We start from the raw sequence: 21,687 nt of genomic DNA on the forward strand, positions 1-21,687 counted from the left end.
GCCGCCAATGGAGGCGAAAATATTTCGCGCTATTTTTGTTCTGCTCATCACGAACCTCACGGGCCACGTGCGGACTTAATCGCGCGTCGAAGTCTCGATATATGCCTAGTCGCATTTTGACATCGACGATCATCATGAGCTGTCAACTAATCGACAGCGAACGCGCAAACGGTTCGAAATCTTCTGTTGACCATTAACGGGTTGCGTAAGAGAATAACTTCGTGGATATGAGTCAGGCTCCCGAGGTTCGGGGCTTACGGCAATTGAATAACGAAGTTGGGCAGCAACTGGGGCTGGCCATTACGTTGTTTCGCTGGCCCTCAACCCATCGACAACTGAACCTGCCGCTTGCGTTCTGCTTGATTGTACTCGCCGGAATGTTTTTTGCCCTCGCGGCGATCGCGCTAGAAGACTCCGTTGTTGAGCTTTCGAAGGTCGAGACATTCTCTTCAATTGAGTATATGCGACGAAATCCGCTTGACAACGAACGCGTGGTTTTCATGCTCGATCGCATCGGCGGTGGGATTAAACGTCTGGACAACTGTCGCGGCCGAGACGTCCTCGTACCTTTTTTGCCAAGTCGTGCGATCGTGCCGAGAGGAGGTCGCGTTGCTGCGACGACTTCTCGCGGGAAACGGGTGCTTAAAGATGGCTATGGTTGCGATTGAAGTCGGCGATAACGACATTGCAGCCCATCGATTTCTCGAAAAGCTTCCGGTCGACTTCTCGATTTTACGCGTTCGCGACAGGACCGTCGCCAGAGCGTGGCGCGGCGATGCGCTGCCTGAACCTTCCGTGCTCGATAAATCATTGAAATCACAATATTGCGTGCAAGGAACTCTCGATTGGGATGATCTCGAAATATCTTACCTGATTGCTGCGTGGTCTTTAGAACTGACAGGCTTCGCAGGATCTGCGCCGCACACGACCAACGAAAATTTAGCTGAAACACGAAAGGAGTAGGGAATTGCCCCGGGGAATGTTGAAATAGGAGGAGCGGCGTTGCTCGCCTTGAGCCGGTAGGCTCGGGGTGCTGATTCCACGAAAGGAAAGCAACGCCATGATGAAAGCTATCACACCATTAACCGCTTTGCCTCCGACAGGAATGGGGGCTGTGGACAAAGCTTGGGACGCGGTTTCGGTCAGCTTTGATCGATTCTGTCTGACGGCCGGGATCGAGGCGCTCGGAACCATGATGGAACAGGACGCCGAGCAGGCTTGCGGGGCTCGCCATGCCCGCAGCGATGGCCGGCGCGGTTATCGCTGGGGCCGAACCCAGGGCAAGATCGGCTTCCACGCCGGTAAGGTGGCGGTTGAGCGGCCCCGCGTGCGCGACGTCGAGGGCCATGAACTGGCACTGCCGAGTTGGGAGCGTGCGGTCGCGGAGGACTGGCTTGGCAAGTGGGCGATGAACCTGATGCTGATCAACGTATCGACGCGGAAATTCCGCCGAGCGGTGCGGCTTCCCGAGGGCGATGTTCCCGCGCCAGCGGGGGCCGGAGTATCGAAGTCGGCAGCTTCGCGGCACTTCGTGGCGTTGTCGGCTGCGCGCATGAAGGAATGGATGGGTGCGGATCTGTCCGGCCTCGACATCATGGTGGTGCAGATCGACGGCATCCACATCAGTGAGCATCTCGTGCTGGTGGCTGCGCTCGGGATCGATAGCGAGGGCTTCAAGCACCCGCTTGGACTGATGGAGGGGGCAACTGAGCACAGTGCTGTGGTGCAGGCATTGATCGACGACCTGATCGAGCGGGGCCTCGATCCAGCGGTGCCGCGCTTGTTTATCATCGACGGCTCGAAGGCGCTCGCCAAGGCGATCCGGCATAGCTTCGGGAGCCACACGCCAATCCAGCGCTGCCAGATCCACAAGGCCCGGAACATCATGGAGCGTCTATCTCCCGCTCTGCATGCATCGGTCCGGCGTGCGTTGCGCCAAGCTTGGGAACTCAACGATGCGGCGAAGGCGGAGAAGCTGATCCGCAATCTCGCCCAGCGCCTCGAGCGCGACGCGCCTGGCGTCTCAAAAAGCCTCCTCGAGGGATTGGATGAAATCCTCACAGTGAGCAGGCTCGGTCTTCCGGCGGAATTGCGGCGCTCGCTGGCCTGCACCAACATCATCGAAAATATGATGGGGACCGTGCGTCGCGTCACCCGCAATGTGAAGCGCTGGAGTTCGTCCTCGATGGCTTTGCGCTGGACCGCTGCGGCCATGAACGAAGCAAAGAAAGGCTTTCGTAGGCTCAAAGCCTACAAGCAACTTCCTGCCCTGCGGGTCGCGCTGGCCGCTCACTACGAAAAGGAGACCAACAATCGCGCTCTTGTCCAAACTGCGAAGGCCGCTTAACGTCATTCACGGCAACGACCGCTTCATAAAGTTCAACAGAGCACGGGGCAATTCCAAGGAGTAGACTCGATGATGATGCACAGACGCGATATTCTTGTGGGTGGAGCGACGATTGCGATCGCGGCGAGCTTGTCGCGAGCAGCAAGGTCGCAAGCGGTATTCGCGCCAAAGCCAGGCCCGTGGCGAACCTTCGAAGTGGTCAGTCAACTTAAAATCGCCAGTCAGGGCAGCCCTGCCCAGGCTTGGGTTCCCCTGCCCTCGGTGAACGAAGTCGACTGGTTCAGGACGTTTGACAACACATGGAAGTCGAACGGGAAGGCGACTCTCGAGACTCATCCAAAGTATGGAGCGAGCATGGTGCATGTCGAATGGCCAACTTCCGAGCAGAGTGCGGCCGTCGAAATCACTAGCCGATTCTCGACACGCGACCGTGCAATCGATCTTTCCAGGTCGGGCAAAGCTGCGCCGCTGTCAGCATCAGAACAGAGCCTCTATACCAGTCCGACGAAGTTTATCCCAACCGACGGTATCGCACGTGAACTTTCCAACAAAGTTGTCGCAGACGCTAAGGCGACTAGCGACGTGGAGAAGGCCCGTGCGATATATGACTGGATCATCGATAATACGTTCCGCGACGCCAGAGTCCGCGGCTGCGGAGCAGGTGACGTTGCCGCTATGCTCATGAGCGGCAATTTAGGTGGCAAGTGCGCCGATCTGAACGCCCTGTTTGTCGGCTTGATGCGCGCACAAGGCATTCCCGCGAGAGACGTATATGGAATTCGAGTTGCTCCTTCCGCATTCGGCTACAAGAGCTTAGGTGCAAATACAGCAACGATCTCCAGGGCCCAGCATTGTCGCGCCGAAGTACATCTTGCTGGCTTCGGCTGGGTGCCGATGGATCCCGCGGATGTCCGCAAGGTGGTTCTCGAAGAAGCGCCGGGCGGCCTCGCTATCGACAACGATAAAGTCGTCGCTGCGCGCAAAGCCCTCTTCGGCTCGTGGGAAGCCAATTGGATGGCCTATAACTTCGCTCATGACGTGGAACTGAACGGAGCGAAGGACGGCCAGGTCGCATTTCTGATGTATCCAGAGGCCGAGACGGGGGCGGGAAGATTGGATTGCCTCGATCCGGATACGTTTAGTTATACAATTACAGCCAAACAGATCTTTGCTTAAATGCCACAAATAAAAGGAAGGACGCCACATGAGTGGCGGCCTTTAGTTTGGGAGGACTGTACAAGTGATTCAGCTGCTTGCCGGCCGGCTCGCCTTCTAACCTGCGATGCCACCTTAGCGAACCTGTCACAGTTCACGATCAGCCTGCAAAGCCCGCTCCGTTGTCTTAGCATCCCTCTACGTTTCCGCACTCACTCCCGTATGCGCGCGGACATGTACCTCGTCGAACAGTGCTTCACTCTCAGCGTCATTTTTGGCCAAGAGGGAGCCGACGATAGCACCAAGGAAGTCAAGCGGCAGTCATCATATCAATGTCTTGTAATTTTTTCCGGTTCTCCTTCATGGGCGAATGGAAATCCAACAACGTTAGTCGGCGTTGAGCAACGATGCGATCGACATTTCGGCGGTTGAATCTTTCATCGCAAGGAACTTCTCCGCATCAAGCGCGGCCATGCATCCGGTGGCAGCGCTTGTAATCGCCTGCCGGTAAACGTGATCCTGAACATCTCCCGCCGCGAATACTCCCGGTACGCTTGTGCTAGTCGCGCCGCCGTTTAGGCCGCTGCGCGTAACGATGTATCCACTCGACGACATCTGCAGATGCCCCACGAAGATACTAGTGTTCGGACGGTGGCCGATTGCAACGAAGACCCCGCGCACATTGATCTCGGTCTTCTTGCCCGTCTTCACATGTCGTGCTCTGATCCCGATCACTTCTCTACCGTCGCCGATTACTTCGTCAAGCTCCGTATCCCGAAGAATTGTAATGCGCCCGGCGCTTTGCTCGGCTAGCAGCCGATCGACGAGTATCGCCTCGGCGCGAAATTGGTCGCGCCGATGAATGATAGTGACGTGCTTCGCGATACGGGAAAGGTAGAGAGCCTCCTCAACCGCTGTATTGCCACCGCCGATCACGCATACATCCTGGTCCTTGTAGAAAAATCCGTCGCAGGTGGCACAACCAGAAACTCCACGGCCCATATATTTTTGTTCCGATGGAATTCCCAAATACATGGCAGACGCGCCCGTCGCTATGATCAGAGCATCGCAGGTATAAATATGCTTCATGCTACGCAGCACGAGCGGCCGCGTCCGAAACTCGACCGACGCAATTTCGTCGGTAACCATGTCCGTTCCGAATCGCTCTGCATGATCGAAAAAACGCTTCATTAGTTCCGGCCCTTGTACGCTATGCGCGTCGGCGGGCCAATTATCGACGTCCGTCGTCGTCATCAGCTGCCCACCCTTCGCAAGACCCGTAATCAATCTTGGCCGCAAGTTGGCGCGCGCTGCGTACAGTGCTGCGGTATATCCGGCAGGCCCCGAGCCAATAATGGTCAGCTTCGAATGTGACACGCGTTCTTCTCCGGGGCTTCTGCGTTCAATTTAGGCGCAAGCCCAACTCGCCTGCTGTCTAATATTTGACAGGATCGACTCTATTGCTCGGACACAACAGTTTGGTGTGGGCATTCGGTCCTTCGATTGCGGACTGCCGCCTCACCCGAACGGCAGCGCCGTCGGAGCCTGCGACGCGTCGCGGCGACGTCTAACGGTCATCCTAGACCTGCGACTGGAATGTTGTGAGGCCGGCGAACGAATCAGGTCTTCCTGCCTAGTGGCTCCATGTCAGTGGCTTGATCGTTCCGATTGCGAAACCTCAACGTCGCCGCTGACTCGGCATTGAAGTGCTTCACTGGCCCTGGAAAGAACGATGACCAGCACTGCTCCCACGAGGACGGGAACGAGAAACGACAGTTCGGAATGACCTTGACTAATAATGAGCGGCGAAATGGCGGCCGGGGGATGAAACGCGTTTGCAGCCAGCATCGCTGCGACCGATAGTCCTACCGCGATCGATCCGACCAGTGCTCCGCCGCCAGCTATTGCGACAATGCTCAACCCGACTGAAGCACTCAAGAGATGCCCAAAGAATATCGCACGATTGGATGCGGGCCGGCTATCGGGCGCTCCGGCAACAAGTGCAACCGAAGTCGCAAACGGAATGGTGGCAAAGGGCACATTCGCAATTGATGCGAGAGCGATCATTACAAATAAGCCCACTACAGCGATAGACGTCGCAATCAAAATCCTACAGTTTAAGCGGCGATTCTTGAGCGGTGTCCATGGTGGCGGGCCGTCCTCCGGGCATTTGAACTTTGAGAAAAACTCCTGTGAATCCGGATTCAGTTCATCGAAACGAAGCATTCGGAATCTCCGTAGATGGCAGCCCAAATCCATAAACTCGGACCTGCGCTCAACTCTTCCCACGACTATAATCCGCCTTCAGCTTCGCCGACTGTCTCTGAATTGACAGGTCGAATAATATACCGCCTCCGAACGGACCCTACCCGCGACCTCAAGGACGGTCGCGCTTTGAACGATTTTATAGACGTGTTAGACTGCTTTTGAGGAAACCCGTCCGCGACGAACACCAGAAGTAAAACATAGAAGTCGACGCGGTCAAACGAACAAGCAAGCGAAATGATTGGACGAAAATGTCTCCTTATTCAAATATCTTCCCTTATTCAATTGGCTTGCGCTGAATGCTCCAATGGACACAGACCGAAAGCAATTGAAACTCTCGAAGAGTGCCGAGCCAGCGGCATTCCGTGACATTTTTGATCGGCTAGGTCAGCGAGAAGATGTTTTAGGCAGCATCAGTCCAGCTGAGCGCGAAGAAGTCATTCGGCATGGCACGATTAAGAAATTTCGTCACGGCGAACTCATATTTTCGCAAGGAGCCTCTCATAAGTATACTTATTTCATTTTACGCGGAGTCGTGCGCACATCATTTATTTCGCATAACGGTAAAGAATATACCCTTGCCTATTGGTTAAAGGGCGAACTGGTGGGCGGCCCTTATTTCATAAGCGATGGCACTACGTATCTTTGGTCAGGCTACGCCGCTGAACCAACCGAACTCCTGGCAATCCCTGGAAATACTCTGCGCGACCTAGCATCGCGCGTTCCGTCGCTGGCAATCGCGATGCTCGATGCGCTTAGTTTTAAAATTCATTGGTTTTCGTTACTCCTCCAGATCATGGGTACGCAGTGTGCGGAAGGACGGCTCGGCATTCTGCTGTTGGGGCTGGGAACTTGTTACGGTGTTGAAACCGCTGACGGCTTGCTTATCCGCTACGCATTCACGCAAACCGATCTAGCGAAAATGATTGGCGTCAGTCGTCAGTGGGTCAACAACGCCCTCGGACACTTTCAGAAGAAGGGCGCTTTAGCGACAGTGAAGGGCCGTTTTCTAATCAAAAATCAATCGATTCTGAAAGACTCTCTCGGCCCTATCGACTAATTGATAGGATCTCTCTTGAATATTTTGGATATTCCGTACTTCGAAGGGCATTGTAGATCCACTCGACGCTTCCGGATGCATCTTGGATCTGGGTGACCCGGCCAACACCCTTGTTACCACCGATCGTATCCTCCCAAGTGTAGGCGATGGTGTCGCTGGTCAGCAGACGGCCGACGTTGTCGTAGGTGAGATTGGTGACAACCCCGCGCTCATCGGTGATTTTCGTAGGTTTGCCCAACGCGTCGTAGGTGTAGACGGTCGCACCTGTATCGGGACTTGAGAGCCGGATCACCTCACCGAAACCATTGGGAACGAAGCTCGTGCTGAGTGAGCGGGACCGCTGTGCTGTAGTTGGTGATCTTCAGATGATAAGCGCGAGCCCCCTCACCGACGATGAGATCGAGCGCCGGCGTTGAGCTACTTGATACTTCTATCGATGGGCTTATGGCAGCGTAGAGCGCCTTCGCTCTGTCTTCGTTGACCAGCCACATCGACCGTTTTGGCATCGCGTACTGAACGAGATGCTTCTTGTCCAGAGCATCAACTGTTGTGTTCCCGACGCAAAGCACATTGATCGAAGGGACGTTCAGCTCAATCTTCTAGTCTGTAGTCCACCCGTCATCGCGTCCAGCGCCATCCGTACGCCTTCAGTTAGCCATCGACGAAACGTGCTTGAAAATCCTTTGCCCAATTCGCCGTTCGGACCAAGCCGCCGTACGAGTAGAGGTGTATAGAAATTTGTCCCAACATCGATAGATCGAGTGCTTCGCTAAGGTTATGGATGATGTCGTCCGGCGAGGCTTCGCCGACGAGTTGGCCCGTCTTTCCCGAGACAAATGCCTTGAACGAATTGCGTACGCCGCACATCAGGGCAAAACGGGCTAGTCCTCTCAGGCTTGTCGGCCCTGCAAGACCGATGCTAACCGGCACGTTGATGCCAGACATCCGTAACCATTTCATCCAGGCGGCGATTTTGTCGGCGTCAAAGCACAATTGAGATACAATCTGGATCTTCAGATTGCGCTCCTCTGCCGATTTCAGCTTCGTTCTCAGAGCGCGGGCCACAATTTGATCGCTCAGCTTCGGATGCCCGTCCGGGTATCCAGAGACCCCCACCTCCCGAATTCCGTGGCACTGCAAGAGGTCAGTCTCGATGACCGCGTTGGCCCCCAAATAAGGTCCCGCCGGGCGATCGACGTCGCCGGCAATCACCAGAACCCGTCGCACGCCAGCTTCGCCGCATATCCGTTCGACGAAGTCGCCGAGGGATTCTGCGGATTCATAATTCCGAGCCGCAATATGCGGAACCGGTTCAAATCCAGCCTTGCGAACTCGTTTTGCAGTTTCTGCCACCCGCGAGTGCGGCCGACCCGGCGGAGCGGCAACAAATATCTCCGTAGTGGAGGGAAGCATGTCGCGGAGCGCCTCGAGCTCCGTTTGATTGGGCAGCGTGGCCTCCAAGGAAAACCCACGCATCAGTGATGAGGCAACGTTTATAGTCGAGTTTCGCTGCGCGCACGATTCCGGCAACATGTCTGGGCCCTCAATTCCGCTCGCCCTGCCGGCGAGGCCATCATCCACGAGGACGCGGTTGGTCTCGGCAGCGGGAGTTTTCGTGGCAGCAGCCATCGAGGGCTCTAAAGGTCTCATTGATTTCCCTGAAACGAGTGACGGAGTTCGGCGATGAGTTCGGCTTTCTCACAAATAGGATCCGCCGTTCGTGTCGTGCGAATTCCGCGCGGATTCACCGGACTTGGCCGCACGGATGAAGATGCCCCGTTCGGTCACAATCTTGTCCATCGGAATATCATGTAGCTCAGGGTAGATCGTGGGCATCGCGGCTTGGCTGTATCCGACTCCGATGATCAGCGGTCGCTTCGGGGTGGCGGCGAGTGTCCTGTCGAAATAGCCACCGCCATAGCCGAGCCTGTACGCGTCCCGGTCATAGCCAACGATCGGTGCGATCATGACATCCGGGGAAACTTCTTTCCCGGCGGCGGGTACCGGAATGTCCCACACCCCACGCTCCAACTTCTCGCCGCGTCCCCATATGCGAAACACAAGCGGCGCTTTCGTCTCGATGACCACCGGCAGTGCACATCGGCCGCCGCGTGATTCAAGGCGTTCGAGCCATCCACGCAAATCGGGTTCGCCGCGGAACGGCCAATACCCGCTCACGACGCGCCCGGATAGATCGCCAATCGCCACATCGAGCAGCTCTGCGATGAGATCGGAGTAGCTCTTGCGCGTGCTGGTGCTCATCTCAAGGCGTTCCTTGATTAGCCTCGCTCTCTCCGCCTTTCGCCAACGCAATACATCCGAATGCTTCGGAACGCCGTCGGCTAGCGAAAGTCCTGAATGGGCAGGATCAACTTCATGAGTGATGCAAGCAGAAGAGCCGCTGGTATCATCATCTTCGTCAATCATTGCAGACTATCCAATCGAGCGATCGAACGCACCTCGAGTCGGCTCGCTCTTGCAAGGAGGGGTTCAGTGCGACAACCGCCATGATGCACCTCCATGCGCCGGTGCATCATGGCAAAGCCGGCGATCAGGCGGTCTTTTTGGCGGCGGACCGCAATTCGTCGATCTTGCGTTCCCACTTCATGTCTTGGGCGAATGAAAGACACTCTTCCGGGCTCATAAACACCGTTTCCTTCTCGGCCGGATAGGCGCGATTCACGACGTCCTTCATGTATCGGGAGATCACGTCTTCCATAATCGGTATCAGGTCGGTGTAGATGCGCGAATGCCGCGGCACGTGCTCTTCCCAGAGATGGAACAGATCCGAAGAGATAATGTGCACGCCATGCGCGGCATTGCCGGCGCCGAGGCTGATGACCGGAACCGGCAGCGTCTGGGCCAGGTATTCGGCAACTTCCGACGTCGTCACTTCGCACAGGATCGAGAAGCAGCCGGCATCGACCATCGCCTTGGCATCTTCGACCATTTCCTTGGCCCGCTTGGCGGTCTTGCCTTGCGCGACAAAGCCGCCAAGCTGCGGCATGCGCATCGGGGTGATGCCAACATGGCCCTGCACCGGAATGCCGGCGCGCACGATCGCCTCAATATTCCTGGCGTGATACTTGTTGCCTTCGCATTTCATCACCTCGGCATTGGCTTCGTGCACGAAACGACCGGCGTTGGCCACCGCCTGTTCCGGCGAAACGTGGAAGCTCCAGTACGGCATGTCGACCATGCGCAGGCCATATTTGGAGCCGCGGTCGATCGCCTTCGACATCATCATGACCTCGTCGAAGCTCACCGAGACCGTGCTCTTGTGGCCGAACAGGATCATGCCGCCGGTATCGGATACGCAGAGGATATCCATGCCGAGGCGGTCGGCAATGACCGCGGTGCGATAATCATAGGCGGCAAGCTGCGTGATCGGCTCGCCCTTCTTCATCTTCGCCATCAATGTATTGATGGTGACCTTTTTCCTTGCCGGCGCCTCAGCCATAACCAATCCCCCTTTCTCACCAAGCCGTTTCGAATGCGTTGAAGAACCCGGCAGCGATCTACGCCGCTCAGCCGTTTTTCGTCTGCAGGTGCATGGAGCGCTATGGCATCCGGTCCGTCAAATATCCAAAAACTATCGTATATGTGCCTTTGGCTATGATGGGCGCGATCGCCGATCAAGGCGGCCGCCGGATTGCAGCCCAGGCCGCGCGAGGGCGTCGTTTTGAGGTGTCGTAAAACGGTGTCGGCGTCAGACGAATATTGCGGAAGGTCCCCGTTGCATCGTGCAGGACGGTGTTGGGCAACGTGTCAACAAAGACATATCCAAGGCCGAGAATTCCACCGGCCGCAATGCTTTCGCAGGCCGACGTCACCGCGATCGCCCCGAGCGCGGACGGCCGTTGCAGGTCGCGCGACGGCTGCCAAGGCCACGACTGGCGATCCGCATCGGCCACGAACGAGACCATCATTATTGCGGGCTTGAGCGGGTCGGTGGGCCGGCTAAATTTACCCAGACCGATTTCAGAGGGCGAAACGGGTAATCGGAACTCATTGCTGAATAGAACAAACCCAGCCTCGATGCGGAGCATATCGGCCGCGATGAACCCCGCGGGTGCCACATGGGAGGACAGCGCGTCCCATAGCTCGCGCGCATGCCCACGGTCTACGATGATCTCGAACCCGGGTTCACCGGTATAGCCCAGCCGGCCGATCGTGCAGGGAATGCCCTCAAGATAGGCCCAATCGAAAGTAAAGTATTTGAGCGACTCGATACGACCAACATCGCCGAGCTTGCCCAATACGTCCAGTGCGCGGGGACCCTGCACCGCGAACGTCGCCCTATCTGCCGTCATGTCGACGACAGCAACGCCCGGACCCGAGCAGGAGAGCAAATCCAAAATGTCCTCTCGTCGCCCGCTCATCACATCGAACGAATTGGGCCCCGTCCTCCAAACGGTCCAATCGGCATCGACCTGACCACCAGAGCCGACGCGCAAGGCATAACGAATCTCCTTTTCCCTCAGCGAGGCCATCGATCTTCCGGTAAATGTCTCTATGACGTCGCCTGCACGATTCCCTGTAATCCGCGCACATTCCAGGAACGAGAAATCGAACAGCGCGCAGTCCGTCCGGCATGTCGTTGCCTCGGTCGCGGGGTCGCCAAAATCGTATGTCAGCTTAAATCCCTCAAGTGCCATCGCAAATGTCCCTTCCTCAACCGTCAGATGACATTTCCAAGAATGAAGGCCCCAACAACTACAAGCACGACCGATATGATCCAGCGTAAGGTCGCGCGCGGCACTAAATGCGCAAGCTCAAGGCAAGATCCGACAATCAAATACACTGCCAGAACGCCTCCCAACTCCAGGTTAAACTGTCCGTAGAGGACATTACCGAACGTTGCGACGATCGCGACCGGAAGCTGAATGACTTGACTCAGTCCGACGGCGACCAGCACCGGCACGCTCATGGAAATGATGATCGGCGCGACCACCAGCGGGCTCCCAGTGCCGCTGATTGATGATAAAAACCCGGTCCCCGCTCCGACGATAAGCAGCCGCGTGTTGGATAGAGCGCGCTCGTGCCTGTCGGCCACCGCTTGCGCCCTTAGCGAATTGAGCCCCGACAAAACGTGAGAAGGCCAAGGCACGCTTCTAGCAACAGCGGTTTGACGACGCTCACGGCCCATGCCCCGACGAACGCGGTCGGCGGCGCGCCCACGCACAGCCATGTCGCCATGCCCCAGCGGATGGATCTGTTGTGCGCAAACACTGGCGTCGCGACGAGGCCCGACAAGACATACGCCATCATCGCCGCCGGAATGCTGATCTGAATTGGAACGTCGGCAACAAACGCCAGCGCCGACACAAGAATAACACCGCCAATTCCGATGCACCCAATCATCAAACCTGACGTCAGCCCAAGAAGCACGATCCAGATCAGTTCCCATATTGCCACCAAAGCATCGCATCCCAACCGCTTTGCACAATGACTTTATTGTGCGCTGCACCAAACACAGAGCCTATCGTACGTCGATCTCGATAAGTCTCGTCTATTTCAAAATTTCCGCTATTCTGACTTCGCACTCAACATCGCATCGAGCCCCTATACATGTTCCTTAGACAGTTTCGCTATCTAGTCGCCGTTGCGGAAGAACGCCATTTCGGCCGCGCCGCCCAGCGTTGCAATGTCACGCAACCGAGCCTTTCCAGCGGGATACGGCAACTTGAGTTCGAGCTCGGTGTACCGATCTTCCTGCGCGGTCGCGGCCAGCGCTTCCAAGGACTGACGGCGGAAGGCGACCGCGTTGCGACATGGTCGCGTGCGGTGTTGGCCCACTGTGACGCGATGCGCAAAGAAATCGATATTATGAAAAAAAACCTGACCGGGCATCTGCGCATGGGCGTGATGCCCTCGATGTCGCCGGTGCTGCCGTTCATGCTGCAGGGCCTCCGGGAGAAATATCCCGGTCTGCGCGTCGACGTCCAATTCATCGGTAACGAAGCGATGAAGCTTGGACTTAACAATTTCGCGCTTGACGTCGCGATGACCTATCTCGACAAGGCGGATCTTGGACGCAAGAACACGCTGCCGGTCTACAGCGAGCAATTGAGCCTGCTCGTCCCCGACACTGCAGAATTCCAAAATCGCAAAACGATCACATGGAAGGAAGCTGCGCAGTACCCGCTTGCGATGCTGCGTTCGTCGATGCATGAGCGCCGGTTTGTCGACCAGGTGTTCGCTGGCGTCGGCTGTGTGCCGGAGGCGCAGATCGAATCTGAATCGATTTTGCACTTGATGTTCCAGGTCCAATTCACCGAACTTTGCACGATTATCCCGTCGCATTTCGCCCACGCGCCAGGGCTTCATCGCGGAACGCGCGCGCTCCCTCTGGTCGATCCGATCGTCAGTCAAGAGGTCGGTTTGTTCTGGACCGAAGGAGAGATCATGCTGCCAATGGCCGGTGCTTTCGTTTCTATCGTACGCAAGATGAACAAGTCTGGTGAGTTGCGCAAACGCCTCGAAGGCGATCACGCCACCGTCTACGACGGACCGACCAGGAGTCGCGCAACAACAATCTAGGGCGCGACTTCCACGCAAAAACCAAGCCCTATGAGCGTCACGCCCCCGCGATCGTCAGAAAGGCAAATGCCGTTGCGGCCGGATCACTCGCGGCAAGCAGCTCCGACGCTGTCAAAATTGAGCGGCCTTTGCCGACCCCCGATCCGTTGCTCGCTGGTCGACCTCGGTAAAAATACGGCTCCGGGTTTTCCGCATCACCCGGCGAGAATCCGGCGTCCGGACGCGTCGATCCGATATTCGACGCGCATGAAAGATCGAGGGTCTGCGGCCAGCAGACAATGCAGGTATGTTCGGCGCCTGAGGTCCAGGCCGTCGCATCAAGTATCGCCGCAGCTTTCCGAAACCAGGCGGTCAGCTGCGCCAACGCCTGCTGACACGATTGTGGCGAATGGTCGGTGGCATCGCCGGTCATCAGACCGGGACTGTTGTACGGCAACTTCTTCGAGAACTTTGCGGGATCGATTCCGCGATGAAGAAGTTCGACCAGCAACCACGCCTCGGCCTCCGCCGGCGAGCGTTCTTCGGGATCAAAGATATGCGGCACCGCCTTTTTGTGCTCGTGAAATTGCATTTCAAGAGTTGGCATGTGCAATGCGAGAATCAGGTTGTTGTCGAAAGGCTTCGTGACGAAGGTCGCGGAAGCGGGCCGGTACTCAAGGTACAGGCGCTCTTCCAGGGGGCTGGCTGGCACGTAACTATTTGCGATCCGGGCCAACCACTGCACGAGATTGATCGTCTCCGCCCTTGCTCTCGCAAGAGCATCGAGATCGAGCGGCCGCACCGACTGCCAGCCCGCGGGACCCATCGCCGACCTTACAACCGTCTTAGCCAAACTTGTCATATCGAATGTCCTGACTGGGCAAGCCGCAAACAATCAGCCCGCGAATCGCACCGTCAACCATGATCGGCGGCCCTGCCACAAAGGCGATCGCGTCCCTGGCGCCGCCTGGCCATCACCTTGCCGGCGACCTCGTGAACCAAGCCGCTCGCGAGCCGGAGGACTGGGTAATCGGCATGAAAGGCAGTCATCGCGACTTCATCGGACAAGGCGATCGTGACTTCGAGATTGACAGTTGCCGTTACTTGAAGAAATCGTCATCAGCTTTGCTCACCTTGTCGTGGAATTTCCCTTCGTCCAGTCGCATCCCTGTACCCACAGCATGCCAGCATCGCCTATTTGGTAGAAAATCGTTCATCCAAATGACTCGATAGAGCAAGACTATTTTTGAACTTCATCTCTGGCGGATCAGGCAGTTTAGTATTTCCGCACGCCCGGAATGCGCGCAATTGAGCTGAAATGCATCTTTTATCCAAGTCATACCTAAAGCTCAGTCTATTGTTAGATAATTAGTTTCGATTGGCACCCATCTAGCGTTTATGACGCCGTGGCACGTAAGATACCCACATAGGATCCGCTGAACGTTTATCAGTGGCGAACGTTTAGGGGCGAACGCCGTGGCAGCGAAAAATCATGCTCAATGGGTCTCTGAACCCGAATTGAAGAGCAACGAATGGGTTGACAGCCGGATCTATTCCGACCCGAAGATCTTCGACGAAGAGCTCGAAAAGATATTCATCAAGGCTTGGATTCGACTTTATCACGAGTCAGAACTACCGAATGTTCACAATTTTCGTGCGACGTCGATCGCACGCGAGCCGATCATCGCATGCCGCGGGCCGGACAATGAAGTGCGCGCCTTCCTCGACGTCCGCCCGCATTGCGGCATGCTCATCGAGCGGCGCCCGGCCAGCAGCTTCCTCGAAGGCCAGCCTTCGGGCAATGCCAAACGCATGACACATGTTCCATGCGTGGCAGCTCAACATGACCGGAAGCTGCGTCTATGTCAGCCGCGCAACGGAAGGTTTCCAGGATCGCCTGACCAAGGAAGGCGTTGGCCTGCGCCGGCTGCGTTGCGAGGTGAGGTTCGGTGGATTCGTCTGGGTCAGTCTCGACCGAGGTCCGAGCCTCGATCGACGTAGATCTGTCTCTTCCTCGCCACGTCGAAAACATCACAGAAAGCGACAAAGCCAACGCGATCAAGATACAGGATCTGGAACTTCTGCATCAGGAAGCCATGAAAGTCTTTTGTCCGCGGCAGTAAAGCAGCCACGGACCTAATCGAAGCGTACTCAAAACGCGTCAATCAAGGATGACAAGCTGCTAACCACATCAAGAACACCAGCACTCCGGAAATACGAATCGAATTAACCGAAGGAATTCTCCGTGACCGCAATCACTATCGACGGTAATGCAGTTGCTGCGAAGATTCGCAACGAGTGCCGCGAGCGTGTAAAACGCCTTGTTGCTCGAGGCGCTACGCCGCCGGGCCTTGCTGTAATACTTGTTGGATCGGATCCCGCTTCAGAGGTCTATGTACGAAATAAGATTCGTGCCTGTAATGACGTTGGAATTCGTTCGCTGGAGCTTCGTTTTCCGCCCGACGTGAGCCAGCAAGTTGTCGTCGAAAAAATTGAGGATCTCAATCAAGATCCTTCCATTCACGGCATTCTTGTTCAACTGCCGCTGCCGCCTTCATTCGATATCGCCAAAATACTGCATACGATTTCCGTCGAGAAGGATGTCGACGGGTTTCATCTCTATAATGTTGGCGGACTCGTGGCCGGCGGAACGGTATTTCCGCCCTGCACACCCTATGGGGTTGTGAAGCTACTTGAACACGAGCGGATCCCGATCGAGGGCAAAAATGTCGTCGTGGTGGGAGCGAGCAATATCGTCGGCAAGCCAATGGCGCTGATGCTGATGCAGCATGAGGCGACCGTTAGCATCTGCCACGCCAAGACGAGAGATTTGGCGCAGTTCACAATCCTGGCTGATATTCTAATCGTAGCCGCCGGACGGCCGAGGCTCATTCTTCCCGAGATGGTGCGCACCGGCGCGGTGGTTATCGATGTGGGCATCAATCGTCTCAAGGATGGGACCTTGGTTGGCGACGTCGACTACGCTGGCGTCGCGGCGAAGGCATCCTACATCACGCCCGTGCCCGGCGGGGTTGGCCCCATGACGGTATCGATGCTGCTGTACAACACAATCGGATCCTGCGAACGATGGCAGCAGCAAGTAACGATTCCAATTCCAACGAGTGGCATAAGCTCTCTGGTTGCCGCAAACTAGGCCGATGCCACTCGACCTTGGCCATTCGCTGGGCGGCGGCACAACAGACAGGCGGTGCCGCGCACGCGCGAACGCACCTGCCGCCAGACCTATAGATTCGCTTGCAGAAGTGATCGCGCGGCTGTCCGCGCTGCATCCGAACCGCATCGATCTCAGCCTCGACCGGATGCATCGGCTGCTCGAGCGGCTCGATCATCCCGAACTCCGGCTGCCGCCGGTGATCCACGTCGCCGGCACGAACGGCAAGGGCTCGACGGTCGCCTACTTGCGGGCGATCCTGGAAGCCGCCGGGCTACGCGTCCACGCCTATATCTCGCCCTATCTGGTACGGATCAACGAATGCTTTCGGCTAGGCTGTGCCGGCGGCGGTGTGCTCGTCGGCGATGACGAGCTGAAGCGCGCGCTCGAACATTGCGAGCGGACCAATGCTGGCGCGCCGCTCACATTTTTCGAGGCGAAAACCGCGGCGGCGTTTTGGCTGTTCGCGCAGCATGAGGCCGACGTGCTGCTCCTGGAGGTCGGCCTCGGGGGCCGGCTGGATTCGACCAACGTGGTCGACGCGCCGCTCGCGACCGTCATCGCGCCCATCAGCACGGACCACACTGAATTTCTCGGCGATTCCCTGACGTCGATTGCGGGCGAGAAGGCCGCCATTATCAAGCACAACGCGCCGGTGATCACGGCCGAGCAGCCGCCGGAAGCGATGGCGGTGATCAAGCAGCAGGCGAGGCACCAGCGCGCGCCGCTCTATGCCGCCGGACAACAATGGCACGTCGGCGTCGAGCGCGGACGGCTGGTCTATCAGGACGATCGGGGCCTGATGGATCTCGCCGCGCCAAAGCTGTTCGGCCGACATCAGTTCAACAATGCCGGTCTTGCAATCGCGACCCTGCGCGCGATCGAAACGTTCAAGATCGGCCATGCCGCGTTCGAGGCTGGCGTCGTCAATGCCGAATGGCCGGCGCGGATGCAGCGCCTTTCGTCCGGCGCGCTGCTCGAGATGGGACCGCAAGGCTGCGAAATCTGGCTTGACGGCGGGCACAATGCCGAAGGCGGACGCGTCGCTGCCGCGGCGCTGGGCGATCTCGAGGAGCGAGTGTCGCGCCCGCTGGTCGTGATCGCCGGCATGATGGGCAACAAGGATGCGAGCGGGTTTCTCGCCAATTTCGCCGGGCTGACGCGCCACATCATCGCCGTCGCGATACCCGGCCAGGATAATGCGATGCCGCCGGACCGGCTAGCCGAAGCCGCGCGTACGCTCGGCATGCGCGTGGAAATTTCACCTGGAATCGAAGCCGCGCTGCACACGCTGACGCGGCTTGCGTACGAAGTGCCGCCGCGGATCCTGATCGCGGGATCGCTGTATCTTGCCGGCCACGTGCTGGCCTTTAACAGCACACCGCCGGGATGACGGAATATGGTAAGCATCGTTTTCAGGCCACGGCCTTGAGGTCTTGACGTTTGCAGGCCCACGGAAGCAGCTGGTCGATCTCGTTGTTTGAGTGGCCGTTGACGATCCTGGTAAGGGCGTCAGTCAGGTAGACGGGCGGATCGACGTCGTTCAGCTTGCAGGTTTCGATCGGTGACGCGATGGCGGGCCTGTGCTCGGCTATTCGGTTCGTTCGGTAGCCGATTGTTTCCGGCGGGGCTCATGGTGGTGGTGCCCTACGCCGCCTCCGCTCCCGGCGACTTCTATCTGCCACCGCGAGCAAGGCGCCGGGCGCCTCTGGCCACCTTACAAGTTCTACTCCGCCGGTCCAGAACAGCCTCTCGGCGGCTGAACAAACGTCTCCCTCCGGCGAGGGCCGCCTTGTTGGATTAGTCCAATTGGTGCGTAACAGTCCTTATGGACAGCCATAAGCGCAGTACTCAGCTTGAACGGCTTGAGGTGGTCGAGACTGGTCGCCGGCGGCGCTGGTCGGATGACGAGAAGCTGCGGATCGTCACCGAGAGCTTTCAAGCGCCGCGCGCGATATCGTCGACGGCGAGACGCCATGGCATATCGCGTTCGTTGCTGATGACATGGCGGCGCTCGTTCGGTCCCGAGCCGATCAGCCCTCAAAGCGAGCAATCCGGCTTTGCGCGGGTCGTCCTTGCCGCTGAGGTCGATCCGGCGGTTGCTGCCACGCCGACGAGCGGGCAGATGGTGATCGTCGTTGGCAGGGATCGTCGGGTGATTGTCGATGCCGGCGTCGATGCGGCCGCCCTGGCGCGGGTGCTGCAGGTTTTGGAGCGTCGATGATCCCGATCTCTTCGAGCGCACGCATCTGGATTGCGACCGGCTACACTGACATGCGCAAGGGCATGCAGGGTTTGTCATTATTGGTGCAGGAAAACCTTGGTCGTGATCCGTTCGCCGGAGATGTCTTCGTGTTCCGCGGACGCGGCGGTTCGCTGATCAAGGCCTTGTGGCACGATGGAATTGGATTGTCGCTCTACGCCAAGCGGTTGGACCGTGGCCGTTTTGTCTGGCCGGTGACGGTGGGCGGTGTGGTGGGGCTGACCGCGGCGCAGATGAGTTATCTGCTGGAGGCGATCGACTGGCGCAACCCGCAGCACACGTGGCGGCCACAGAGCGCAGGATAGGCTTAAAAAATGTTCTGAGGTGCGGAAGAAAAGACGCCTCAAATCGCCCCTTTTGTGATTCCATCAGGGCCATGGGTGACGGCCTTGAATCGCTGCCAGACGACATCGAAACGCTGAAAGCGGCATTGATCGTTGCTCGCGCGGAGGCGGCGGCCGCCCGCGCTCGGCAATCCGACGACCAGGCATTGATCGCCCATCTGAAGCTGCAGATCGAGAAACTCAACCGCGACCGCTATGGCCCGCGCTCGGAGCGTACCGCGCGGCTATTGGATCAGCTCGAACTGACGCTGGAGGAGCTGGAGAGTTCGGCGACGGAGGACGAACTCGCAGCCGAAATGGCCGCGGCCAAAACCACGAAGGTGGCGTCGTTCACCCGCAAGCGGCCGTCACGTCAGCCGTTCCCGGAGCATCTGCCTCGCGAGCGGGTGATCGTACCGGGACCTGTGGCGTGTGCCTGCTGTGGCGGCGCGCAGCTGTCCAGGCTCGGCGAGGACATCACCGAGACGCTGGAGGTCATCCCGAAGTCCTGGAAGGTGATCCAGCACGTCCGCGAGAAGTTTACTTGCCGTGATTGCGAGAAGATCAGCCAGGCCCCGGCGCCGTTCCATGTGCTTGCCCGCGGCTGGGCGGGGCCAAGCCTGCTGGCGATGGTGCTGTTCGAGAAGTTTGGTCAACATCAGCCGCTGAACCGGCAAGCAGAGCGCTATGCCAAGGAGGGCGTGCCGATCAGTCTGTCGACCCTGGCCGACCAGGTCGGCGGCTGTACGGCGGCGCTGGCACCGTTGTTCAGGCGCCTCGAGGCCTATGTGCTGAGCGCCGAGCGATTGCACGGGGACGACACCACGGTCCCGGTCCTGGCCAAAGGCAAGACCGATACCGGCCGGATCTGGGTCTATGTGCGCGACGACAAGCCTTTTGGCGGGCAGGCCCCGCCGGGGGCGGTGTTCTATTACTCGCGCGATCGCGCCGGCGAGCATCCCCAGGCTCACTTGGCCAACTACAGTGGAATCTTCCAGGCTGACGCCTACGGCGGCTATGGCAAGCTCTATGAGCTTGGCCGCACGCCTGGGCCTATCCTGGAAGCGGCCTGTTGGGTCCACGCCCGGCGGCCATTCTTCGTGATGGCCGATCTGGCCGAGAACGCGCGTCGCAAGGCTCAGGGCAAGAAGCCGGCAGTGATCTCGCCGCTGGCGCTGGAAACAGTCCGCCGGATCGACGCCCTGTTCGAGATCGAGCGGGCCATTAACGGTCAGAGCGCCGAAAGGCGCAAGGCCGTCCGGCAGGAACTCAGCGCGCCGCTCGTGGCCGATCTGCAAGCCTGGATGCGCGCGCAACGCGCCAAGCTCTCGCGCGGCAACGATGTCGCCAAGGCCATGGACTACATGCTCAAGCGCTGGAGCGCATTTACCCGCTTCCTCGATGACGGCCGCATCTGCCTGTCAAACAATGCGGCCGAGCGTGGCGTGCGCGGCATCGCTTTGGGTCGGAAGTCGTGGTTGTTCTGCGGCTCGGATCGCGGCGGCGAGCGGGCCGCGGTGATGTACAGCCTCATCGTCACCGCCAAGATGAACGACGTCGATCCGCAAGCCTGGCTCGCCGACGTTCTCGCGCGCATCGCCGAGCATCCTGTCCAAAGGCTCGACGAACTGCTGCCATGGAATTGGCGCTCCGCCATCCGCAACGTTGATCAAGCAGCCTGAGCCGAAAATGACCCGCGCGCGGTCTTCGCCGGATGCTTACGAACAAACTGACCTACGCAACGCAATGCGGGCGGTGGCGCGGCAGACCGCACTTGCCTTCGCTCGACTCGATCATCGCCGACTCTTCGCCACAGATATAAGCGCCGGCGCCGCGGCGCAGGTGCAGTCTGTTGTGCAGCGACAGGCCCGCAACTCTCGATTTCCTGGGCCAGCATCAGCCGCCCATCGGGATATTCATCGCGGATATAGATGTAGTGTCCGACGCCTCGACCACCCAGCTCGCTATCAGTACGCCTTCAAGGAAACGGTGCGGGTCACGTTCAAGATAGATAATCAACTCGTCGTGCGTGCGCTTGTTCGCAAGACAATCCTTCAGCACAAAGTCGCCGGCTTTCTGATAGGCAGCGAAGTCGACGGCGGGATGCCAGGCATGGCGATGGGGCTTGGTCTTAACCGCGGTGGCGACCATGTCGGCCGCAGCTTGGAACATCTGCATATGGCCGACCGCGACGATCGGCGCCCGATCACAGCCGCCCATGCGTTCGTACGACACACACATCCTTGCCGAGTTTGCCTAGCAATGCGGCCAGCAATTTTTCCGCACCGGCGGCCATGGCACAGGATAACGAGTCGCAGACGCTCACGGTAGTGAGCAGTGGTGGTGGCCCGTCGTTCATCACGTCGAATGCTGGTAGAAGGTCGCGACTTCAGAACTTTCGGTGAGCCTCATCTTCATTTCGAATGTCAGTGCCGTGAGACGTACGGCGGAGAGATGGCCGTAATGGTCCCGGATCAGATGCAGATGCTGAATCAGAAGATCGCGCCGGCGCGGTTTGTCGGCGCCCGCACATCGGCGGACGCCTGCGGATCGACCTGCCGGCCCTTCGGGGCACGCGGT

The 21,687-nt window shown here is 58.2% G+C and carries 24 protein-coding genes and 2 pseudogenes; 13 read left to right on the plus strand and 13 right to left on the minus strand.

All coding sequences use genetic code 11. The features are described 5' to 3' along the window. Nucleotides 1–221 precede the first annotated feature (221 nt). The 4 genes from NL528_RS28920 (at nucleotide 222) to NL528_RS28935 (ending at nucleotide 3,523) form a co-directional block, all read left to right on the plus strand. A complete protein-coding gene (locus tag NL528_RS28920; protein ID WP_309177799.1) occupies nucleotides 222–668 on the plus strand; it encodes a hypothetical protein in 447 nt (148 codons plus the stop codon). Then, nucleotides 649–963: a hypothetical protein gene (locus tag NL528_RS28925; RefSeq protein WP_309177800.1), complete on the plus strand. Its 315-nt coding sequence runs from the start codon at nucleotides 649–651 to the stop codon at nucleotides 961–963. Before NL528_RS28920 ends, NL528_RS28925 begins: the two co-directional genes overlap by 20 nt. 97 nt (nucleotides 964–1,060) lie before the next feature. After that, nucleotides 1,061–2,347 (plus strand): IS256 family transposase, encoded by a 1,287-nt coding sequence (locus tag NL528_RS28930; protein WP_309177801.1) that lies wholly within the window; start codon nucleotides 1,061–1,063, stop codon nucleotides 2,345–2,347. Nucleotides 2,348–2,422: 75 nt separating this feature from the next. Further along, nucleotides 2,423–3,523, plus strand: a complete 1,101-nt coding sequence (locus NL528_RS28935) for a transglutaminase-like domain-containing protein (RefSeq protein ID WP_309185058.1) — start codon at nucleotides 2,423–2,425, stop codon at nucleotides 3,521–3,523. Between the two features lie 366 nt (nucleotides 3,524–3,889). Here the strand turns inward: NL528_RS28935 and trxB are convergent, their stop codons facing one another. Next, nucleotides 3,890–4,879 (minus strand): thioredoxin-disulfide reductase, encoded by a 990-nt coding sequence (gene trxB / locus NL528_RS28940; protein WP_309177802.1) that lies wholly within the window; start codon nucleotides 4,877–4,879, stop codon nucleotides 3,890–3,892. Nucleotides 4,880–5,149: 270 nt separating this feature from the next. After that, complete coding sequence (locus NL528_RS28945; RefSeq protein ID WP_375143899.1) at nucleotides 5,150–5,728, minus strand: HPP family protein; 579 nt, start codon at nucleotides 5,726–5,728, stop codon at nucleotides 5,150–5,152. Nucleotides 5,729–6,008: 280 nt separating this feature from the next. Between NL528_RS28945 and NL528_RS28950 the strand changes: the two genes are divergently transcribed. Continuing rightward, nucleotides 6,009–6,827: a Crp/Fnr family transcriptional regulator gene (locus NL528_RS28950; protein ID WP_309177803.1), complete on the plus strand. Its 819-nt coding sequence runs from the start codon at nucleotides 6,009–6,011 to the stop codon at nucleotides 6,825–6,827. Here the strand turns inward: NL528_RS28950 and NL528_RS28955 are convergent. The 7 genes from NL528_RS28955 to NL528_RS28985 form a co-directional block, all read right to left on the minus strand. Further along, nucleotides 6,817–7,119, minus strand: a complete 303-nt coding sequence (locus tag NL528_RS28955) for an RHS repeat domain-containing protein (RefSeq protein WP_309177804.1) — start codon at nucleotides 7,117–7,119, stop codon at nucleotides 6,817–6,819. The genes NL528_RS28950 and NL528_RS28955 overlap by 11 nt on opposite strands. A gap of 359 nt (nucleotides 7,120–7,478) precedes the next feature. Further along, nucleotides 7,479–8,456, minus strand: a complete 978-nt coding sequence (locus tag NL528_RS28960) for a methylenetetrahydrofolate reductase (protein WP_309177805.1) — start codon at nucleotides 8,454–8,456, stop codon at nucleotides 7,479–7,481. A gap of 69 nt (nucleotides 8,457–8,525) precedes the next feature. Next, nucleotides 8,526–9,254, minus strand: a complete 729-nt coding sequence (locus NL528_RS28965) for a 5-formyltetrahydrofolate cyclo-ligase (RefSeq protein WP_309177806.1) — start codon at nucleotides 9,252–9,254, stop codon at nucleotides 8,526–8,528. Nucleotides 9,255–9,378: 124 nt separating this feature from the next. Then, entirely contained in the window at nucleotides 9,379–10,287 is a 909-nt protein-coding gene (panB, locus tag NL528_RS28970) for a 3-methyl-2-oxobutanoate hydroxymethyltransferase (protein WP_309177807.1), read from the minus strand. 175 nt (nucleotides 10,288–10,462) lie between these two features. Continuing rightward, nucleotides 10,463–11,485, minus strand: coding sequence for a hypothetical protein (locus NL528_RS28975; protein ID WP_309177808.1), 1,023 nt, complete (start codon nucleotides 11,483–11,485; stop codon nucleotides 10,463–10,465). A gap of 23 nt (nucleotides 11,486–11,508) precedes the next feature. Then, nucleotides 11,509–11,976 (minus strand): sulfite exporter TauE/SafE family protein, encoded by a 468-nt coding sequence (locus tag NL528_RS28980; protein ID WP_309177809.1) that lies wholly within the window; start codon nucleotides 11,974–11,976, stop codon nucleotides 11,509–11,511. Continuing rightward, a complete protein-coding gene (locus NL528_RS28985; protein WP_309177810.1) occupies nucleotides 11,895–12,218 on the minus strand; it encodes a TSUP family transporter in 324 nt (107 codons plus the stop codon). Before NL528_RS28985 ends, NL528_RS28980 begins: the two co-directional genes overlap by 82 nt. A gap of 180 nt (nucleotides 12,219–12,398) precedes the next feature. On the opposite strand from NL528_RS28985, the pseudogene NL528_RS28990 reads away from it, so the two are divergent. Together NL528_RS28990 and NL528_RS28995 are read left to right on the plus strand one after the other, a co-directional pair. Further along, nucleotides 12,399–12,527, plus strand: a pseudogene (locus NL528_RS28990) (LysR family transcriptional regulator); the annotation flags it as partial. 177 nt (nucleotides 12,528–12,704) lie between these two features. Beyond that, nucleotides 12,705–13,370, plus strand: a complete 666-nt coding sequence (locus NL528_RS28995) for a LysR family transcriptional regulator substrate-binding protein (RefSeq protein WP_309185060.1) — start codon at nucleotides 12,705–12,707, stop codon at nucleotides 13,368–13,370. A gap of 37 nt (nucleotides 13,371–13,407) precedes the next feature. On the opposite strand, the gene NL528_RS29000 is transcribed toward NL528_RS28995, so the two are convergent. Next, on the minus strand, nucleotides 13,408–14,151 hold the full coding sequence (locus NL528_RS29000) for a hypothetical protein (RefSeq protein WP_309177811.1): 744 nt from the start codon (nucleotides 14,149–14,151) through the stop codon (nucleotides 13,408–13,410). 674 nt (nucleotides 14,152–14,825) lie between these two features. Between NL528_RS29000 and NL528_RS29005 the strand changes: the two genes are divergently transcribed. The 3 genes from NL528_RS29005 to NL528_RS29015 all read left to right on the plus strand — a co-directional run bounded on the left by NL528_RS29005 (nucleotide 14,826) and on the right by NL528_RS29015 (nucleotide 17,914). Continuing rightward, nucleotides 14,826–15,350 (plus strand): hypothetical protein, encoded by a 525-nt coding sequence (locus NL528_RS29005; protein ID WP_309177812.1) that lies wholly within the window; start codon nucleotides 14,826–14,828, stop codon nucleotides 15,348–15,350. 244 nt (nucleotides 15,351–15,594) lie between these two features. Then, nucleotides 15,595–16,503, plus strand: a complete 909-nt coding sequence (gene folD / locus NL528_RS29010; RefSeq protein WP_309177813.1) for a bifunctional methylenetetrahydrofolate dehydrogenase/methenyltetrahydrofolate cyclohydrolase FolD — start codon at nucleotides 15,595–15,597, stop codon at nucleotides 16,501–16,503. A gap of 109 nt (nucleotides 16,504–16,612) precedes the next feature. Then, nucleotides 16,613–17,914, plus strand: a complete 1,302-nt coding sequence (locus tag NL528_RS29015) for a folylpolyglutamate synthase/dihydrofolate synthase family protein (protein WP_309177814.1) — start codon at nucleotides 16,613–16,615, stop codon at nucleotides 17,912–17,914. A 22-nt stretch (nucleotides 17,915–17,936) separates the two neighbouring features. On the opposite strand, the pseudogene NL528_RS29020 reads toward NL528_RS29015, so the two are convergent. Next, nucleotides 17,937–18,113 (minus strand): annotated as a pseudogene (locus NL528_RS29020) (transposase domain-containing protein); the annotation flags it as partial. Between the two features lie 236 nt (nucleotides 18,114–18,349). Between NL528_RS29020 and NL528_RS29025 the strand changes: the two are divergent. The 3 genes from NL528_RS29025 (at nucleotide 18,350) to NL528_RS29035 (ending at nucleotide 20,789) form a co-directional block, all read left to right on the plus strand. After that, the gene (locus NL528_RS29025) at nucleotides 18,350–18,745 is read left to right on the plus strand and encodes a transposase (RefSeq protein WP_309176640.1); all 396 of its coding nucleotides are present in this window, start codon (nucleotides 18,350–18,352) and stop codon (nucleotides 18,743–18,745) included. Next, nucleotides 18,742–19,089, plus strand: a complete 348-nt coding sequence (gene tnpB, locus NL528_RS29030; RefSeq protein ID WP_309176639.1) for an IS66 family insertion sequence element accessory protein TnpB — start codon at nucleotides 18,742–18,744, stop codon at nucleotides 19,087–19,089. The genes NL528_RS29025 and tnpB overlap by 4 nt, the downstream gene beginning before the upstream one ends. Before the next feature lie 71 nt (nucleotides 19,090–19,160). After that, complete coding sequence (locus NL528_RS29035) at nucleotides 19,161–20,789, plus strand: IS66 family transposase (RefSeq protein WP_309176638.1); 1,629 nt, start codon at nucleotides 19,161–19,163, stop codon at nucleotides 20,787–20,789. A 214-nt stretch (nucleotides 20,790–21,003) separates the two neighbouring features. Here NL528_RS29035 and NL528_RS29040 read toward each other — a convergent pair whose 3' ends face one another. Beyond that, entirely contained in the window at nucleotides 21,004–21,342 is a 339-nt protein-coding gene (locus tag NL528_RS29040; RefSeq protein WP_309177815.1) for a hypothetical protein, read from the minus strand. 123 nt (nucleotides 21,343–21,465) lie between these two features. Beyond that, nucleotides 21,466–21,603 (minus strand): hypothetical protein, encoded by a 138-nt coding sequence (locus NL528_RS47235; RefSeq protein ID WP_375144081.1) that lies wholly within the window; start codon nucleotides 21,601–21,603, stop codon nucleotides 21,466–21,468. Nucleotides 21,604–21,687 lie beyond the last annotated feature (84 nt).

Origin of the sequence: Bradyrhizobium sp. Ash2021, from assembly GCF_031202265.1 — a bacterium.
GTDB lineage: Bacteria > Pseudomonadota > Alphaproteobacteria > Rhizobiales > Xanthobacteraceae > Bradyrhizobium.

Bases quoted from the DNA above. Each gene is read 5' to 3' on its own strand.
- NL528_RS28930 (WP_309177801.1), top strand. From the start codon at position 1,061: ATGATGAAAGCTATCACACCATTAACCGCTTTGCCTCCGACAGGAATG.
- NL528_RS28945 (WP_375143899.1), bottom strand. From the start codon at position 5,728: ATGCTTCGTTTCGATGAACTGAATCCGGATTCACAGGAGTTTTTCTCA.
- panB (WP_309177807.1), bottom strand. From the start codon at position 10,287: ATGGCTGAGGCGCCGGCAAGGAAAAAGGTCACCATCAATACATTGATG.
- NL528_RS28960 (WP_309177805.1), bottom strand. From the start codon at position 8,456: ATGGCTGCTGCCACGAAAACTCCCGCTGCCGAGACCAACCGCGTCCTC.
- NL528_RS28995 (WP_309185060.1), top strand. From the start codon at position 12,705: ATGTCGCCGGTGCTGCCGTTCATGCTGCAGGGCCTCCGGGAGAAATAT.
- NL528_RS28975 (WP_309177808.1), bottom strand. From the start codon at position 11,485: ATGGCACTTGAGGGATTTAAGCTGACATACGATTTTGGCGACCCCGCG.
- NL528_RS28965 (WP_309177806.1), bottom strand. From the start codon at position 9,254: ATGATTGACGAAGATGATGATACCAGCGGCTCTTCTGCTTGCATCACT.
- NL528_RS28935 (WP_309185058.1), top strand. From the start codon at position 2,423: ATGCACAGACGCGATATTCTTGTGGGTGGAGCGACGATTGCGATCGCG.
- NL528_RS28925 (WP_309177800.1), top strand. From the start codon at position 649: ATGGCTATGGTTGCGATTGAAGTCGGCGATAACGACATTGCAGCCCAT.
- tnpB (WP_309176639.1), top strand. From the start codon at position 18,742: ATGATCCCGATCTCTTCGAGCGCACGCATCTGGATTGCGACCGGCTAC.
- NL528_RS28980 (WP_309177809.1), bottom strand. From the start codon at position 11,976: ATGGGCCGTGAGCGTCGTCAAACCGCTGTTGCTAGAAGCGTGCCTTGG.
- NL528_RS29025 (WP_309176640.1), top strand. From the start codon at position 18,350: ATGGACAGCCATAAGCGCAGTACTCAGCTTGAACGGCTTGAGGTGGTC.
- NL528_RS29035 (WP_309176638.1), top strand. From the start codon at position 19,161: ATGGGTGACGGCCTTGAATCGCTGCCAGACGACATCGAAACGCTGAAA.